The organism is Candidatus Sodalis pierantonius str. SOPE, assembly GCF_000517405.1.
Classification (GTDB): Bacteria; Pseudomonadota; Gammaproteobacteria; order Enterobacterales; family Enterobacteriaceae; genus Sodalis_C; species Sodalis_C pierantonii.
The window spans coordinates 4,342,156-4,357,397 of record NZ_CP006568.1 but is presented as its reverse complement, the minus strand read 5'-3'; the positions used below and the strand labels follow the sequence as shown (position 1 = coordinate 4,357,397).

The window sequence follows — 15,242 nt, the reverse complement described above, 5'->3', positions numbered from 1 at the left end:
GTTAGTGGCCCATCAAGTTGTGATTAAGGTACCACATAATCCACAAGGAGCCGACCACCAGGATTGCGATGATCATCACCGCAAATACAAAGGCTATCAGGTTCCACTGCTGCTCGGATGACGTATTGAAGTGCAGGAAATACACCAGATGCACGACAATCTGCACCACGGCGCAAATCACCAGCACCGCTATCAGCGTACTTTCGCTGGCGGAGCCCTGCATCACCATGGCGAACGGAATCACCGTCAGGATGATGGAGAGAATAAAACCAATCAGATAGGACTTATGGCTGCCGTGGTTGGCGCCGGTATGCCCTGCGGATGCATGACTCATTAAAGTGCCCCCATTAAATACACCACGGTAAAGACGCAAATCCAGACCACGTCAAGAAAGTACCAAAACAGGCTCAGGCACTGCAGGCGGGTTTGGTTGACCGGGGTCAGACCACGACGGGAGACCTGAACCATCATCACCACCATCCAGATAAGGCCGGAGGTGACGTGCAGACCATGGGTGCCCACCAGCGTGAAGAAGCCGGACAGGAAGGCGCTGCGATCCGGGCCATAGCCTTCGGCAATCAGATGATGAAACTCGTAGAGCTCCATGCAGATAAAGCCCAGACCGAACAGGAAAGTCAGGCCCAGCCAGACGTTGACCCGGCTCTTGTCGCCGCGGTACATGGCCAGGATCTCCATGCCGTAGGTGATACTACTGAACAGCAGGAAGAGGGTTTCGACCAGGACGAACGGCCGCTCGAAAATCTCTTTGCCCGTCGGCCCGCCCGCCACGCTGTTGCTCAGAACGGCGTAGGTGGCGAACAGGGTGGCGAACAAAATACAGTCGCTCATCAGGTAGATCCAGAAACCGAATACTTTATTGGCTCCCGCATCGTGGTGCCCATGCTCGGCATGGGCGGTATCATGATTGGATAGGATCTTAGTTGACATTCTTCACGCCCGCTTCACTGATTTGGTCAAAATGCCGGTTCTCAATACGCTCGACTTCCTCTACCGGCACGTAATAATCCACGCCTTCATTGAAGCTGTGAACTATCCAGGTCACGATCATGCCGGCAAACCCGACGATCGCCAGCCACCAGATATGCCAGATCAAGGCAAAGCCAAACACCAGGCTGAAGGCGGCGATAACCACACCAGCGCCGGTGTTTTTCGGCATATGGATCGGCTCATAGGCCAGCGGTTTTTGATAAGCGGTGCCTTCTTCTTTCATCTGCCAGAACACATCGCGCTGGTTATTCACCTCCGGCACGATGGCGAAGTTATAAAACGGCGGGGGAGATGAAGGTGGCCCACTCCAGAGTACGACCGCCCCACGGATCGCCCGTCAGGTCGCGGTTCTTTTCGCGATCGCGCACGCTGACCACAATCTGGATCACCTGGCACAGGATACCCAGCGCGATAAGCGCGGCGCCGGCGGCGGGCGGCCACCATCAGCAGCGGATGGAAGACGGGGTCGATCTGCTGGCTCAAACGACGGGTCATCCCCATGAAGCCCAATGCGTACAGCGGCATGAATGCGACATAGAAGCCGATAATCCAGAACCAGAAAGCGCGTTTGCCCTAGGTTTCGTTCAGGGTATAGCCGAAGGCTTTCGGGAACCAGTAGGTCATCCTGGCGAAGCAGCCGAAGACCGCGCCGCCGATAATGACGTTATGGAAGTGGGCAATCAAAAACAGGCTGTTGTGCAGCACAAAGTCGGCGCCGGGCACCGCCAGCAGCACGCCGGTCATCCCGCCGATGGAGAAGGTGATGACAAAGCCTATGGCCCACAGCATCGCCGAGTTAAACACCACGCGACCCTGATAAATGGTGAACAGCCAGTTGAAAATCTTCACCCCGGTCGGGATGGCGATGATCATGGTCATGGTGCCGAAGAAGGCGTTGACGTTGGCGCAGGAGCCCATGGTGAAGAAGTGGTGCAGCCAAACGCAGAACGACAGCACGGTAATGGCGATGGTCGCCCATACCAGCGAGGTGTAGCCGAACAGGCGTTTTTTCGAGAAAGTGGCCACCACTTCCGAGAACACGCCGAACACCGGCAGCACCAGGATGTACACTTCCGGATGGCCCCAGGCCCAGAACAGATTCACGTACATCATCATATTGCCGCCCATATCCTTGGTGAAGAAATGGGTACCCAGATAGCGATCCAGGGTCAGCAGTACGATGGTCACGGTTAAAATCGGGAACGCGGCGATAATCAGCACGTTGGTGCACAGCGCGGCCCAGGTGAAGACCGGCATTTTCATCATCGGCATGCCGGGGGCGCGCATGCGCAGAATGGTGGCGAAGAAGTTAACGCCGGTCAGGGTGGTTCCGATACCGGCTATCTGGATACTCCAGATCCAGTAATCAACCCCGACGCCGGGACTGTACTCCTTGCCCGCCAGCGGCGGATAAGCCACCCAGCCGGTTTGGGCGAATTCACCCACGCCGAGAGAGACGTTAATCAGGATGACGCCGACGACGAAGAACCAGAAACTCACGGAGTTCAGGAAAGGAAAGGCAACGTCACGCGCGTCGATTTGCAGCGCCAGCGCGCCGCCGGTCGCCAAGAGGCGCTGCGCCAGGCGATAACCGGCGCTAAAATGGCCGCGTCGCAGGAAATCGCCGGTCTGCTGCGTCGCGGTCAACGTGGTGCGGCACAGCATCAATAGGCCCAGATCGGGAAATGAAACGGCGACGGAGAACAGGTAAAACCAGGCCCAGCCGTGCAGTTCAACGAACCAGCCGGCGAGAGGGCCGACATAGACCCGGCCGACGGCGGCCAGCGCCGACAGCAGGGCGAATTGGGTGGCGGAGTAGGATTTGTTGCACAACGTCATCAGCAGCGCGACGAAGGCCGCGGTGCCCATGCCTTCGCACAGGTTTTCGACAAATACTGCCGCGGCCATCGACCAAAGGTGTTTATCGGTCACCGCCAGCGCCCAGTATCCGGCATTGGAGACCGCCTGGAGGAGCCCGAATAGCATCAGGGCGCGGAACAGCAACAGCCGCTGCATCAGCAGCCCGCCCGCCAGCGTGCCGATGATCGTCGCCAATAAGCCCAGGCTTTTATTGATCATACCCACCTGACCGGCGTCAAACCCTACGCCGCGGAATAAGGAAGGTCGTGCTCAGGCTAAGCGCAAAAGCGTCGCCAAGCTTATAAAACACAATCAGCATCAAGATAAGCCAGGCGTTATCGCGGCCGAAAAAGTCGCGCAGCGGCGCCATCACCGCCTGCTCGAGACTGGCCGGCCTGGGTATCGCCTGGTCCGGCTCCGGCGCCAGCAGGGTGCTGACCAAGCCTACCAGCATCAACGCGGCCGTCAGCCAGTAAGTGGCCTGCCAGCCCAGCCAGCGATCCGCCAGCCACAGCGCCAGGCCGCCGGACACCAGCATGGCCAGGCGATACCCCAGTACCGAGACCGCGGCGCCGGTGCCGCGTTCCTCCGCCGGCAGCAGATCGGTCTTGTAGGCGTCAAACACGATATCTTGCGAGGCGGAGCAGAACGCCACCCATACCGCAAGCGCCGCCAACCACGCCAGATTGCGTGCCGGATCGAGGGTACCCATCGCCAGCAGCCCCACCATCAGCAGCACTTGGCAAATGACCAGCCAACCGCGGCGACGGCCCATAAGCGGCGGGCTGTAGCGATCCATTACCGGCGACCAGAGAAATTTGAAGACGTACGCCTGACCCACCAGCGAGAAAAAACCGATGGTATTCAGATCCAACCCGGCTACCGTCATCCAGGCCTGTAGCGTGCCGGAGGTGAGCGCCAGCGGCAAACCGGAGGCACAGCAAAATGAGGGAACGGCGCTGGGTAAGCGTGGCAAGTCGAACGGATGTCATGGGCATAGACGGCTTTCGGGTTAACCTGCCCGGCGCCGCGGGTAGGCGGGTGAACGGAAAAGATTAACGCGCGTTTTGCTTGATGAAGCTATTGACGCTGCTGTCGTTGGCCATATCGTTGATGACATCCGCCAGCACGCTGTCCACGGCGCTAGTGATTTTGTCATTGGTGGCGCGGAAAACGCCCTGCACGTTATAGACCGATTGGTAGCTCTTCACTTGTTTGTTACCATTTTTCGCCTGGGCGATAATGGAGATATCCGCCCGGGTGGTAATGTTATAACGCACGTTGCCTTCGGAAACATCGGCGTAAAGTTTATTGACTACGATCTGCAAATCGACGGCGCCGTTCGGACCAATCATGTAGCCGCGGGCGGTCATCTGTTTCTCCAGCACTTCCTGCAACAGGAAACGCAGATCGCGCGACGGGGTGAGGGTGACCAGTTGGCCGTCGCGGTTGACCTTGGCCAACGCCTGATCCGGCCGCTGGTCGGCGCCGTTAACGCTTACGGTGACGCCCATCAGCGACGGATCCTGCTGCAGCAGCTGAATTTTCGGGGAAATATCCAGCGTATTGGTGCTGGCGGCGCAGCCGGAGAGCAATAATAAGGCCACCAACGGCATCAGTAATTTTTTTAGCATATATGCTTTCTCATTCATCAGGATAGGGAAGGGGAAAATGGCCACATCATAGCATCGCCATCGGGAGGGGAAAGCCTTTAATAACGCTAATTTACGTTACCGGACATTTTGCTGTGCCGCGTCAGGCAAACGCCCCTCGGCCATGCGACACCCCCGTTGACGGCCCCGGGCGGGACGGTAAGGGGCGTTGAGCGTGAAATTTGTCGCTTTAAGGCTAGGCGTTAAAGAATAATCAGCTAAAATTTTAACTGACGGAGCAAAGCGCTCTGCCTGGCGTTGAGGAGAAGAGATGATGATTCGTGAGCAAATAGAAACAAAAATCAGGGCAGAGTTCACCCCACTGTATCTGGAAGTGGTGGATGAAAGTTATCGCCATAATGTCCCGGCGGGCTCTGAGAGTCATTTCAAAGTGGTATTGGTCAGCGATCGGTTCAACGGCGAGCGTATCCTGAGCCGACACCGCGCGATATACGGCGTTCTGGCGGATGAGCTGGCGGGGCCTGTGCATGCGCTGGCGCTGCACACCTACACGGTGAAAGAGTGGGAAGGTTTGCAGGATACGGTGCCGGCCTCCCTCCCTTGCCGGGGTGCCGGGCTGACGGCCTGAGCCCTATCGGCACAGGGTAAACGGGCCGGATGGGCTGGGAAGCGACCCGCCGGCCTTTTTTATCTCCCTCTACACGCGCACACGGCGCAATTTGCGCGCCGTCCTCGACTCATAAACCCTATCTCGCTATAATGAATGCCTCGGCTTATATTTCCGGAAGGTATTCGGGATGCTTCTGACGACGACGGGCAACAGGTTTTGATTCCTCAGACCACCCGGATCTTAAGAGGCCATTTTCACGTCAGTGGACCTGGATGACCGCTTCTTTGAAAACGGCTTCTGGCGTTGATCGAGCACTGTGATTTTTTGAGGTAACGAGATGCAAGTTTCTGTTGAGACCACTGAAGGCCTGGGGCACCGTGTAAACATTACCGTTGCCGCCGACACGATTGAGCAAGCGGTGAAAAGCGAATTGGTGAACGTCGCCAAAAAAGTCCGCATCGACGGCTTTCGCAAAGGGAAGGTCCCTATGAATATCGTTGCGCAGCGCTATGGCGCCTCCGTCCGTCAAGACGTGCTAGGCGACCTGATGCAGCGCAACTTTGTCGACGCCATTATCCAGGAAAAAATCAATCCGGTAGGCGCGCCGAATTATGTCCCGGGCGAATACAAGACCGGCGAAGATTTCAGCTATGCGGTGGAGTTTGAAGTTTACCCCGAAGTGGAACTGACGGGGCTGGACACCATTGAGGTGGAAAAACCGCAGGTGGAAGTGAAGGACGCCGATGTCGACACCATGCTGGAAACGCTGCGCAAACAGCAGGCCGACTGGAAAGAAACCGCTGATGCCGCCGGCGCGGACGACCGCGTCACCGTCGACTTCACCGGCACCATTGACGGCGAAGCGTTTGAGGGCGGCAAAGCCACCGATTTCGTGCTGGCCATGGGCCAGGGCCGCATGATCCGCGGTTTTGAAGAGGGCGTTATCGGTCATAAAGCGGGCGAAAGCTTCGACATCAGCGTCACTTTCCCGGAAGACTACCACGCCGAAAATCTGAAAGGCAAAGCCGCGAAGTTCGCCGTTGAGCTGAAAAAAGTCGAGCAGCGTGAACTGCTGGAGCTGGATGAAGCCTTCATTAAGCGTTTCGGCGTTGCCGACGGCACCCTGGCGGGCCTGCGCGCCGAAGTGCGTAAAAACATGGAGCGAGAGCTGAAAAACGCCGTGCGCAACCGCGTGAAGACCCAGGTGATTGACGGTCTGCTCAGCGCGAACGACATTCACGTTCCCGCGGCGTTGGTCGATGGCGAAATCGACGTGCTAAAACGCCAGGCGGCACAGCGCTTCGGCGGCAACCAAAAGCAGGCGCTGGAACTGCCGCGCGAGCTGTTTGAAAAACAGGCCAAGCGCCGCGTCAAGGTCGGTCTGCTGCTGGGCGAAGTCATCCGCAAACATGAACTGAAAGCGGACGAAACCCGCGTCAACGCGCTAATTGAAGAAATGGCGTCCGCCTACGAAGATCCCAACGAGGTCATCGAGTTCTACGGCAAGAATAAAGAGCTGATGGACAACATGCGTAACGTGGCGCTGGAAGAGCAGGCGGTTGAAGCGCTGCTGGCCAACGCGCGCGTGACGGAAAAAGAAACCGGCTTCAACGAGTTGATGAACCAGCCGAGCGCGGCGTAACCGCCCTCGTCGTCGGGCCGCGTGCGGTCCCAAGGCTCATCCGTCATCCCCATAGCCTGTCATCCTGTGGTGGCAGGCTTTTTGTTTGTATAAGCTTTTCATACTATTGACGGTGATAAATAGCGCTATATTTAACGGGTAAGCAGTGTTAAAAATAGGGTGCACCGCGGGAATACCCGGCAACGTCCGGCGCTGAAATAATGCCGCTGCGGCCTTGAAAAAGGCGCAACGCTCCCCCAACTAGAGGGGAAAGGGAGGAGCTGCCGCGCTGGCGGAAGAGGGGCCGAAACCCCTCCAGCGGACCGGCGACATCTTGGGACATGGCGATGACGCCGCATCTCACGTAAAATCGGAAACCCAGGCCAGGCGCCGAAAGCTTTATTTCTAGGAGACGATAATGTCATACAGTGGCGAACAAGATAACTTTGCACCCCATATGGCTCTGGTGCCGATGGTGGTGGAACAGACTTCACGCGGAGAGCGTTCATACGATATCTTTTCACGCCTGTTGAAAGAACGGATTATCTTCATGACCGGTCAGGTCGAAGATCATATGGCGAATTTGATCGTCGCGCAGATGATGTTTTTAGAAGCGGAAAACCCGGAAAAAGATATCTATCTGTACATCAACTCGCCGGGCGGGGTCATTACCGCCGGGATGTCGATATATGACACCATGCAGTTCATCAAACCGGATGTCAGCACATTCTGCATGGGCCAGGCCGCCTCCATGGGCGCTTTCCTGCTCGCGGCAGGCGCCAAAGGCAAACGCTTCTGCCTCCCCAACTCGCGGGTCATGATCCATCAGCCGCTGGGCGGCTTCCAGGGCCAGGCCACCGATATTGAAATTCACGCGCGGGAAATCTTGAAGGTCAAGGCGCGGATGAATGAGCTGATGGCGAAACATACGGGCCAGCCTCTTGAAGTAATAGAGCGGGATACCGAACGCGATCGTTTCCTCTCCGCGCCTGAGGCGGTAGACTATGGATTAGTGGATTCCGTATTGAGCCAGCGCGCGTAATTGCTAATGGCGGGAACGGATAGACTATAGTGAATGTAGTGCGTCGTGCGGAAGCGTTAGCGCTTCCGGCGACCGGTTTTGAGTTCAGCCGTCGCGTTGCCGCCCTGATTGGCCTGCGGGACAAAGACGAAAGAAAGAGGTTTACTGATGACAGATAAGCGCAAAGACGGTTCAGGAAAGCTGCTGTATTGCTCTTTCTGCGGTAAAAGCCAGCATGAGGTGCGGAAATTGATCGCCGGGCCGTCGGTGTATATCTGCGATGAATGTGTCGACTTATGCAACGACATTCTCCGCGAAGAGATAAAAGAGGTCGCGCCGCACCGTGAACGTAGCGCGCTGCCGACGCCCCATGAAATCCGTCACCACCTGGACGATTATGTCATCGGTCAGGAAAAAGCCAAAAAAGTGCTCGCGGTGGCGGTCTATAACCACTATAAGCGTTTACGCAATGGCGACACCAATAATGGCATCGAACTCGGCAAAAGCAACATTTTGCTGATTGGCCCTACCGGCAGCGGTAAGACCCTGCTGGCGGAAACGCTGGCACGCTTCCTGGATGTGCCTTTCACCATGGCCGACGCCACCACCCTGACCGAAGCCGGGTATGTGGGTGAGGATGTGGAAAACATCATCCAGAAACTGTTGCAAAAATGCGATTATGACGTGCAAAAGGCCCAGCGCGGTATTGTGTACATTGACGAGATCGACAAAATCTCCCGTAAATCGGATAACCCCTCCATTACCCGCGACGTCTCCGGTGAAGGGGTGCAGCAGGCGCTGCTGAAACTGATAGAAGGTACCGTGGCCGCGGTGCCGCCCCAGGGCGGACGCAAGCATCCCCAGCAGGAATTCCTGCAGGTGGATACCTCGAAAATCCTGTTTATCTGCGGCGGCGCTTTCGCCGACCTGGATAAAGTGATCGAGCGGCGCACCGAAACCAATCGCGGCATCGGTTTTAGCGCCACCGTCAAAGGCAGTTCGGAGAAAGTCACCGAAGGCGAGCTGCTGGCGCAGGTGGAGCCGGAAGACCTGATTAAGTTCGGTCTTATCCCGGAATTCATCGGCCGGTTGCCCGTCGTGGCGACGCTGAATGAGTTAAGAGAAGAAGCGCTGATTCAGATTCTGCGCGAGCCGAAGAACGCGTTGACCAAACAGTATCAGGCGTTGTTCAACTTAGAAGGCGTCGAGCTGGAGTTCCGCGCCGAAGCGTTGACCGCCATCGCCAAAAAAGCCATGGCGCGCAAAACCGGCGCCCGCGGCCTGCGCTCCATCGTGGAGGGCGCGCTGCTGGAAACCATGTACGAACTGCCTTCCCAGGACAGCGTGGAAAAGGTGGTGATCGACGAAGCGGTCATCGCCGGCCAATCGGAGCCGTTGCTTATCTACGGTAAGCACGAAGCGCAGAAGGCCTCCGGCGAGTAACGGGGGTGCGGCGCGTGCGCCGATTAAGAGCGTCCAGGCGGGGGATTTTATCCCCCGTTTTTTTCCTTACCGGCTGCCGTTGAATGTAAGCGATTCGACCCCATATACTCAAATACCTAATTGTTGAAACTGGCAAAAGCTGAGTTTTTGCGCATCCCACAAACCTGGCGGAAGCTAAACTAAGAGAGAGCTCTATGAATGCTGAGCGTTCCGAACGCATAGAAATTCCCGTATTGCCTCTGCGCGATGTGGTGGTCTATCCGCACATGGTCATCCCGCTGTTTGTCGGCCGGGAAAAATCGATTCGGTGTCTTGAAGCAGCCATGGACAGTGATAAAAAAATCATGTTGGTGGCTCAAAAAGAAGCGTCAACCGACGAGCCGGGTATTAACGATCTTTTTTCAGTCGGGACGGTATCGTTCATTCTGCAGATGCTTAAATTGCCCGACGGCACGGTCAAAGTGCTGGTGGAAGGGCTGACCCGCGCCCGGATCAAGGAGCTGGCGGACAGCGGCGATCACTTCACCGCCGAGGCGGACTATTTTGACGCGCCCGAACTGGATGAGCGCGAGCAGGAAGTGCTGGTGCGTACCGCCATCAATCAGTTTGAAGGCTATATCAAACTGAACAAGAAAATCCCCCCCGAAGTGCTAACCTCGTTAAACAGTATCGATGATGTCGCCCGCCTGGCCGACACCATCGCCGCCCATATGCCGCTGAAGCTGGCCGACAAGCAGTCGGTGTTGGAGATGGCCGATGTGACCGAGCGGCTGGAGTACCTGATGGCGATGATGGAGTCGGAAATCGACCTGCTCCAGGTGGAAAAACGTATCCGCAATCGCGTCAAAAAGCAGATGGAGAAGAGCCAGCGCGAGTACTATCTAAATGAGCAGATGAAGGCGATTCAGAAAGAACTGGGCGAGATGGACGATGCGCCGGATGAAAACGAGGCGCTGAAGCGCAAGATAGAGGCGGCCAAAATGCCGCAGGAAGCCCGGGAAAAGACCGAGGTGGAACTGCAAAAATTGAAGATGATGTCGCCGATGTCCGCCGAAGCGACCGTGGTGCGCGGCTACATCGACTGGATGCTGTCGGTGCCCTGGCATGCGCGCAGCAAAGTCAAAAAAGACCTGGTCAAGGCGCAAGAGACGCTTGATAAGGATCACTACGGGCTTGAACGCGTAAAAGACCGTATTCTCGAATATCTGGCGGTACAGAGCCGGGTCAGTAAAATTAAGGGGCCGATCCTGTGCCTGGTAGGCCCGCCCGGGGTGGGTAAGACCTCGCTCGGCCAATCCATCGCCAAGGCCACCGGTCGGCAGTATGTGCGCATGGCGCTGGGCGGCGTGCGTGATGAGGCGGAAATCCGCGGGCACCGTCGTACCTATATCGGCTCCATGCCGGGTAAGCTTATCCAGAAGATGTCCAAGGTCGGCGTGAAAAACCCGCTGTTCTTGCTCGACGAAATCGACAAGATGTCGTCGGATATGCGCGGCGATCCCGCATCGGCGCTGCTAGAGGTGCTGGATCCCGAGCAGAACGTGGCGTTCAACGACCATTACCTGGAAGTGGACTATGATCTCTCCGACGTGATGTTTGTCGCCACCTCCAACTCGATGAATATCCCGGCGCCGCTGCTCGATCGTATGGAAGTGATCCGCCTGTCCGGTTACACCGAAGACGAGAAACTCAACATTGCCCGGCAGCATTTGTTGCCTAAGCAGCTTGAGCGCAACGCTCTGAAGAAAGGCGAGTTGACGGTGGAAGACAGCGCGCTGGTGGGGATTATCCGCTACTACACCCGCGAAGCCGGGGTGCGCAGCCTGGAGCGGGAAATTTCCAAATTGTGCCGCAAGGCGGTGAAAACCCTGCTGATGGATAAGAGCACGAAACATATCACCATCAGCGCCGACAATCTGAAGAACTTCCTCGGCGTCCAGCGCTTCGATTACGGACGCGCAGAAGGAGAAAACCGCATCGGCCAGGTGACCGGTCTGGCGTGGACCGAGGTCGGCGGCGATCTGCTGACCATTGAGACCGCGTGCGTGCCCGGCAAGGGCAAATTGACCTATACCGGTTCGCTGGGAGAGGTGATGCAGGAATCCATTCAGGCGGCGCTGACCGTGGTGCGTGCGTGCGCGGACAAGCTCAGGATCAACCCCGACTTTTATGAAAAACGCGATATTCATGTGCATGTGCCGGAAGGCGCCACCCCTAAAGATGGCCCGAGCGCCGGGATCGCGATGTGTACCGCGCTGGTGTCCTGCCTGACCGGCAATCCCGTCAAGGCCAATGTGGCGATGACCGGCGAGATTACCCTGCGCGGTCAGGTGTTGCCCATCGGCGGTCTGAAGGAAAAACTGCTGGCGGCGCACCGCGGCGGTATCAAAACCGTGCTGATTCCGTTCGAGAATAAGCGGGATCTGGAAGATATGCCGGCCAATGTGATAAACGACCTGGATATTCATCCGGTTCAGCGCATCGACGAGGTGTTGAATCTGGCGCTACAGAATGCCCCTTTCGGCATTGAAGTGGCGCCCGAAGCGGTAAAATGAGGGGTTTATGTAAAATAAACCGGTAAAAAGGGGCTGGCAGGCCAATTCGGACTTGCCAGCCTTTTTTTGTACCGTTAAGTTAGTGAGCTGTTGGGTCGGGGCAGCGGGCAGGTTTAGTCTGCTCCGGCATACTGGGTTTGATATAACAGCTGCGCTGTCGCGTTTAAGGAAAAATCCGCCGCGACATGAGAATTCAAGAGGGGATGAAAAAGTGAATAAGTCACAACTGATCGACAAAATTGCCGTAGGTGCTGATATTTCCAAAGCGGCCGCCGGACGTGCGCTGGATGCAATCATTGGTTCGGTTACCGAGTCGCTGCAGCAGGGAGATGACGTTGCGCTGGTCGGGTTTGGCACCTTCACCGTGCGTGAGCGTTCCGCCCGTACCGGACGCAATCCGCAAACTGGTAAAGAGATCACCATCGCCGTTGCCAAGGTACCGGGCTTCCGTGCCGGTAAGGGGCTGAAAGACGCGGTGAACTGATCACTTTCCCGGTCTCGCATGCGTCAACTAATACCTGACGCAGTCAGACGGGTAGGGTAGAATACAAGGCGCATCATCAGGATGCGCTTTTTTTTCTGGATTGGCTGACAGAGCAGGGTTGGCGTTGTCAGAGAAATAGCGTTAACGCGCAGCGGCTCCGGGGAGCTACGGCAGGCGGGCAGCCCGTTTACCGGCGCAGAGGTTTCATTCATTTACAGCGGAGTGTTGTCACACCATGATGGACAATTTACGCGCGGCCGCTAATCACGTCGTGCTCAAAATTATTCTGGGGCTTATTGCTGTTTCATTCGTGCTGACCGGGGTAGGCAACTATCTTATCGGCGGCGATGGCGACTACGCCGCCAAGGTGAACGGTCAGCAGATCAGCCGTGCGCAGCTGGAGCAGGCGGTGCAGAACGAACGTTACCGCCAGCAGGAATCCATGGGTGAACAGTTCTCCCAATTGGCGGCCAATGAAGGCTACATGCGCCAGATGCGCCAGCAGGTGCTCTCGCAATTGATTGATGAAACCCTTCTGGATCAGTATGCCGATAAGCTGGGACTGGCTATCGGCGACGATCAAATCAAACAGGCGATCTTCGCCATCCCGGCTTTCCGCACCGAGGATAAATTTGATAACGCCAAATTCCGCGCCCTGATCGGCAACATGGGGCTGTCGCCGGATCAGTACGCCGCGCTGATGCGCAAACAATTGCTTACCCAACAGCTTATTCAGGGCATTGGCGGCACCGGCTTCCTGTTACCGGCGGAAACCGACCGACTGTTGGCGGTGGCGGTGCAAACCCGTGACGCACGCCTGGCCACGTTTGATATCGAGGCGCTGGCGGCGAAGCAGACCGCGAGCGACGATGAGATCCAAGCCAGCTACAACGCGCACAAAAGTCAGTACCTGTCGCCGGAAACCTTTAAGGTGAGCTATATCCCGATGGACGATGAAGCGATTCGGGCGAAAGTCAGCGTCGACGAACAAGAGATCCAGTCCTGGTATGATCAGCACCACGATCAATTCACCGTCCCCGCGCGTAAACGCTACAGCATTATCCAAAGCAAAACCGAAAACGACGCTAACGACTGGCTGAAACAATTGCAGCAGGGCGCCGATTTCGCCGTTCTGGCCAAAGCCCACTCCACCGATGTCGTTTCGGCGAAAAACGGCGGCGATCTCGGCTGGATAAGCGACAGCGATAGCCTCGACGAGCTGAAACAGGCCAACCTGAGCGAAAAAGGCCATCTGTCGGGCGTGATTAAATCCTCGGTGGGCTTCCTCATCGTCCGTTTGGACGATGTCGCGCCGGCGCAGGTCAGCCCGTTGAGCGCGGTGCATGACGAGGTGGCGGCGAAGGTGAAACAGGAGAAAGCCATCGACGCCTATTATGCGCTACAGCAAAAAGTGAGCGATGCGGCCAGCAATGATAACGAGACGCTGGCATCGGCCGCCGCCGCCGCCGGCATCAAGGCGCAAGAGACCGACTGGTTCAGCCGGGATGACGTGCCCGCGGCGCTGAATTATGACGCGGTGAAACAGGTGCTGTTCGAGGGGACGTTGTTGGGAAGCAATGGGGCGCCAGGCAGCAATTCGGATGTGATCACCGTCGACGGCAACCGCGCTTTCGTCATTCGTATTGCCGATCACCGTCCCGAACATGTGAAGCCGCTGGAGGATGTGCGCGCGCGGGTCGAGCAGGAAGTGAAGCGCCAGAAAGCCGTAGAGCAGGCCCGCGTAGACGCTGAAAAAGCGCTCGCCGCCTTAAAGCAGGGCAACGATAAAGGCGCCGAGGCGCTGCGGGCCGTCGGCCTGAGCTTCAGCGCCGTGCAGCATTTCGACTCCGCCAACCAAGGCGATCCGCTGGCGCAAACCCTCTTTACGCTGCCGCAGCCGCCGCAGGGCAAAAGCAGCTACGGCATGGCCACCAATGCGCAAGGGGACATAGTCCTGATTGCGTTGGATAGCGTGACGCCGCGATCGCTTGATGAGCAGCAGCGCAAAGCATTCGTGGACCAGCTGAATCAAGGGATGACCGGCGTGGCCTTTGATGCGCTGCTGGCGAACCTGCGGGCGGCGGCGAAAATCAAAATGGGCGCGGCGGCGCAGATGCAATAATGCGACACTGACCGCAACGCTACCGTTAACTGTGCAAATCCAACAGGCCGCTTTCGCGGCCTGTTGCGTTTTTCATCGCCAGCGGTAGCGGCAATCGGAACGCCAGGGCATGCTCTGCCGGGAATACACTAAGGAGAGAAGAGCATGCGACAGCCGATATTCACCAGGACGTTATTGACCCTCATCGCTGTTTTGTCCCTACAGTACGTGTCACCGGCGCGGGCCATCCTCGCCGGTGACACGGCGGAAAAACCCGCCACCGCCGATAAAGCCACCCAGACCGATCCCGTTTCGTTCGAGGCGGCGCTGCCGCTGGAGGACGCGATGACGCCGATGGATTACCAGGCGACGGATACCGCCCCTTCGGATGACAAGCAAGAAGAAGTCGAACGGCCCACTACCCGCAGTACCTCGGACAGTAAGCAAGAAAAAACCGAACGGCCCACGGCTAGCGTTAAGGCGCATCCTAAACCCTCCGGTAGCAAAGGGCGGGCTGGGGCGAAGCAAGAAAAAAAATCACGGGCGGTAGGGTGAAAGACGGCGCCGGAGATACGCCACCGAGCGGCAATACGCAGAGCGCCGGGCCGGTGCAAGGCAAGCGCGTGGCGGAACCCGCACCGGATGCCGCGCCGAGTGCGGACAGCACGGAGGAGGATGAAGACAGAATCAGTATCAATACCGCCCCCTTGACGAATTGGTGGACGGGCTGAAAGGCATCGGGCCCAAAAAGGGCCAGGCGATTATTGATTATCGTGAGCAGCACGGTCCGTTTGAGCGTATCGAAGATTTGGAAAAAGTGAAAGGTATCGGTCCGGCAACGATGGCCCGGATCAAGGATTGCCTGAAGCTCTAAGCGCCGCGGGAGAAGGTAAGTACGGCGTTGCATGGGAGCGCTGATGGCTCCA

At 57.3% G+C, this 15,242-nt stretch carries 13 protein-coding genes and 1 pseudogene; 9 read left to right on the top strand and 5 right to left on the bottom strand.

The window, feature by feature from the left end; genetic code table 11:
• Position 1: 1 nt before the first annotated feature.
• The 5 genes and pseudogenes from SOPEG_RS21565 to SOPEG_RS21545 all read right to left on the bottom strand — a co-directional run bounded on the left by SOPEG_RS21565 (position 2) and on the right by SOPEG_RS21545 (position 4,502).
• On the bottom strand, positions 2 to 334 hold the full coding sequence (locus tag SOPEG_RS21565; RefSeq protein WP_025246896.1) for a cytochrome o ubiquinol oxidase subunit IV: 333 nt from the start codon (positions 332 to 334) through the stop codon (positions 2 to 4).
• On the bottom strand, positions 334 to 948 hold the full coding sequence (locus SOPEG_RS21560) for a cytochrome o ubiquinol oxidase subunit III (RefSeq protein ID WP_025246895.1): 615 nt from the start codon (positions 946 to 948) through the stop codon (positions 334 to 336). Before SOPEG_RS21560 ends, SOPEG_RS21565 begins: the two co-directional genes overlap by 1 nt.
• Positions 938 to 2,553: pseudogene (locus SOPEG_RS28975) on the bottom strand (cbb3-type cytochrome c oxidase subunit I); the annotation flags it as partial. The gene SOPEG_RS21560 and the pseudogene SOPEG_RS28975, both read right to left, overlap by 11 nt.
• A gap of 550 nt (positions 2,554 to 3,103) precedes the next feature.
• Positions 3,104 to 3,796 (bottom strand): MFS transporter, encoded by a 693-nt coding sequence (locus SOPEG_RS31075; protein WP_417903427.1) that lies wholly within the window; start codon positions 3,794 to 3,796, stop codon positions 3,104 to 3,106.
• A 127-nt stretch (positions 3,797 to 3,923) separates the two neighbouring features.
• Entirely contained in the window at positions 3,924 to 4,502 is a 579-nt protein-coding gene (locus SOPEG_RS21545; protein ID WP_025246894.1) for a lipoprotein, read from the bottom strand.
• Between the two features lie 289 nt (positions 4,503 to 4,791).
• Here SOPEG_RS21545 and bolA point away from each other — a divergent pair, with 289 nt between their 5' ends.
• From bolA to SOPEG_RS28965, 9 genes are all read left to right on the top strand, one after another.
• A complete protein-coding gene (gene bolA / locus SOPEG_RS21540; RefSeq protein ID WP_025246893.1) occupies positions 4,792 to 5,109 on the top strand; it encodes a transcriptional regulator BolA in 318 nt (105 codons plus the stop codon).
• A 319-nt stretch (positions 5,110 to 5,428) separates the two neighbouring features.
• Positions 5,429 to 6,733 carry a trigger factor gene (tig, locus tag SOPEG_RS21535; protein ID WP_025246892.1) on the top strand — a complete coding sequence of 435 codons (1,305 nt, stop codon included), beginning with the start codon at positions 5,429 to 5,431 and terminating at the stop codon, positions 6,731 to 6,733.
• A gap of 397 nt (positions 6,734 to 7,130) precedes the next feature.
• Positions 7,131 to 7,754 (top strand): ATP-dependent Clp endopeptidase proteolytic subunit ClpP, encoded by a 624-nt coding sequence (gene clpP / locus SOPEG_RS21530; protein ID WP_025246891.1) that lies wholly within the window; start codon positions 7,131 to 7,133, stop codon positions 7,752 to 7,754.
• Positions 7,755 to 7,901: 147 nt separating this feature from the next.
• Positions 7,902 to 9,176: an ATP-dependent protease ATP-binding subunit ClpX gene (gene clpX / locus SOPEG_RS21525; protein ID WP_025246890.1), complete on the top strand. Its 1,275-nt coding sequence runs from the start codon at positions 7,902 to 7,904 to the stop codon at positions 9,174 to 9,176.
• A 194-nt stretch (positions 9,177 to 9,370) separates the two neighbouring features.
• On the top strand, positions 9,371 to 11,731 hold the full coding sequence (gene lon, locus SOPEG_RS21520) for an endopeptidase La (RefSeq protein WP_025246889.1): 2,361 nt from the start codon (positions 9,371 to 9,373) through the stop codon (positions 11,729 to 11,731).
• Positions 11,732 to 11,885: 154 nt separating this feature from the next.
• The gene (gene hupB, locus SOPEG_RS21515; RefSeq protein WP_158382515.1) at positions 11,886 to 12,215 is read left to right on the top strand and encodes a nucleoid-associated protein HU-beta; all 330 of its coding nucleotides are present in this window, start codon (positions 11,886 to 11,888) and stop codon (positions 12,213 to 12,215) included.
• A gap of 235 nt (positions 12,216 to 12,450) precedes the next feature.
• On the top strand, positions 12,451 to 14,337 hold the full coding sequence (gene ppiD, locus SOPEG_RS21505; protein ID WP_025246886.1) for a peptidylprolyl isomerase: 1,887 nt from the start codon (positions 12,451 to 12,453) through the stop codon (positions 14,335 to 14,337).
• Positions 14,338 to 14,511: 174 nt separating this feature from the next.
• Complete coding sequence (locus tag SOPEG_RS21500; protein WP_148297162.1) at positions 14,512 to 14,871, top strand: hypothetical protein; 360 nt, start codon at positions 14,512 to 14,514, stop codon at positions 14,869 to 14,871.
• Between the two features lie 163 nt (positions 14,872 to 15,034).
• The gene (locus tag SOPEG_RS28965; RefSeq protein ID WP_417903426.1) at positions 15,035 to 15,190 is read left to right on the top strand and encodes a ComEA family DNA-binding protein; all 156 of its coding nucleotides are present in this window, start codon (positions 15,035 to 15,037) and stop codon (positions 15,188 to 15,190) included.
• Positions 15,191 to 15,242 lie beyond the last annotated feature (52 nt).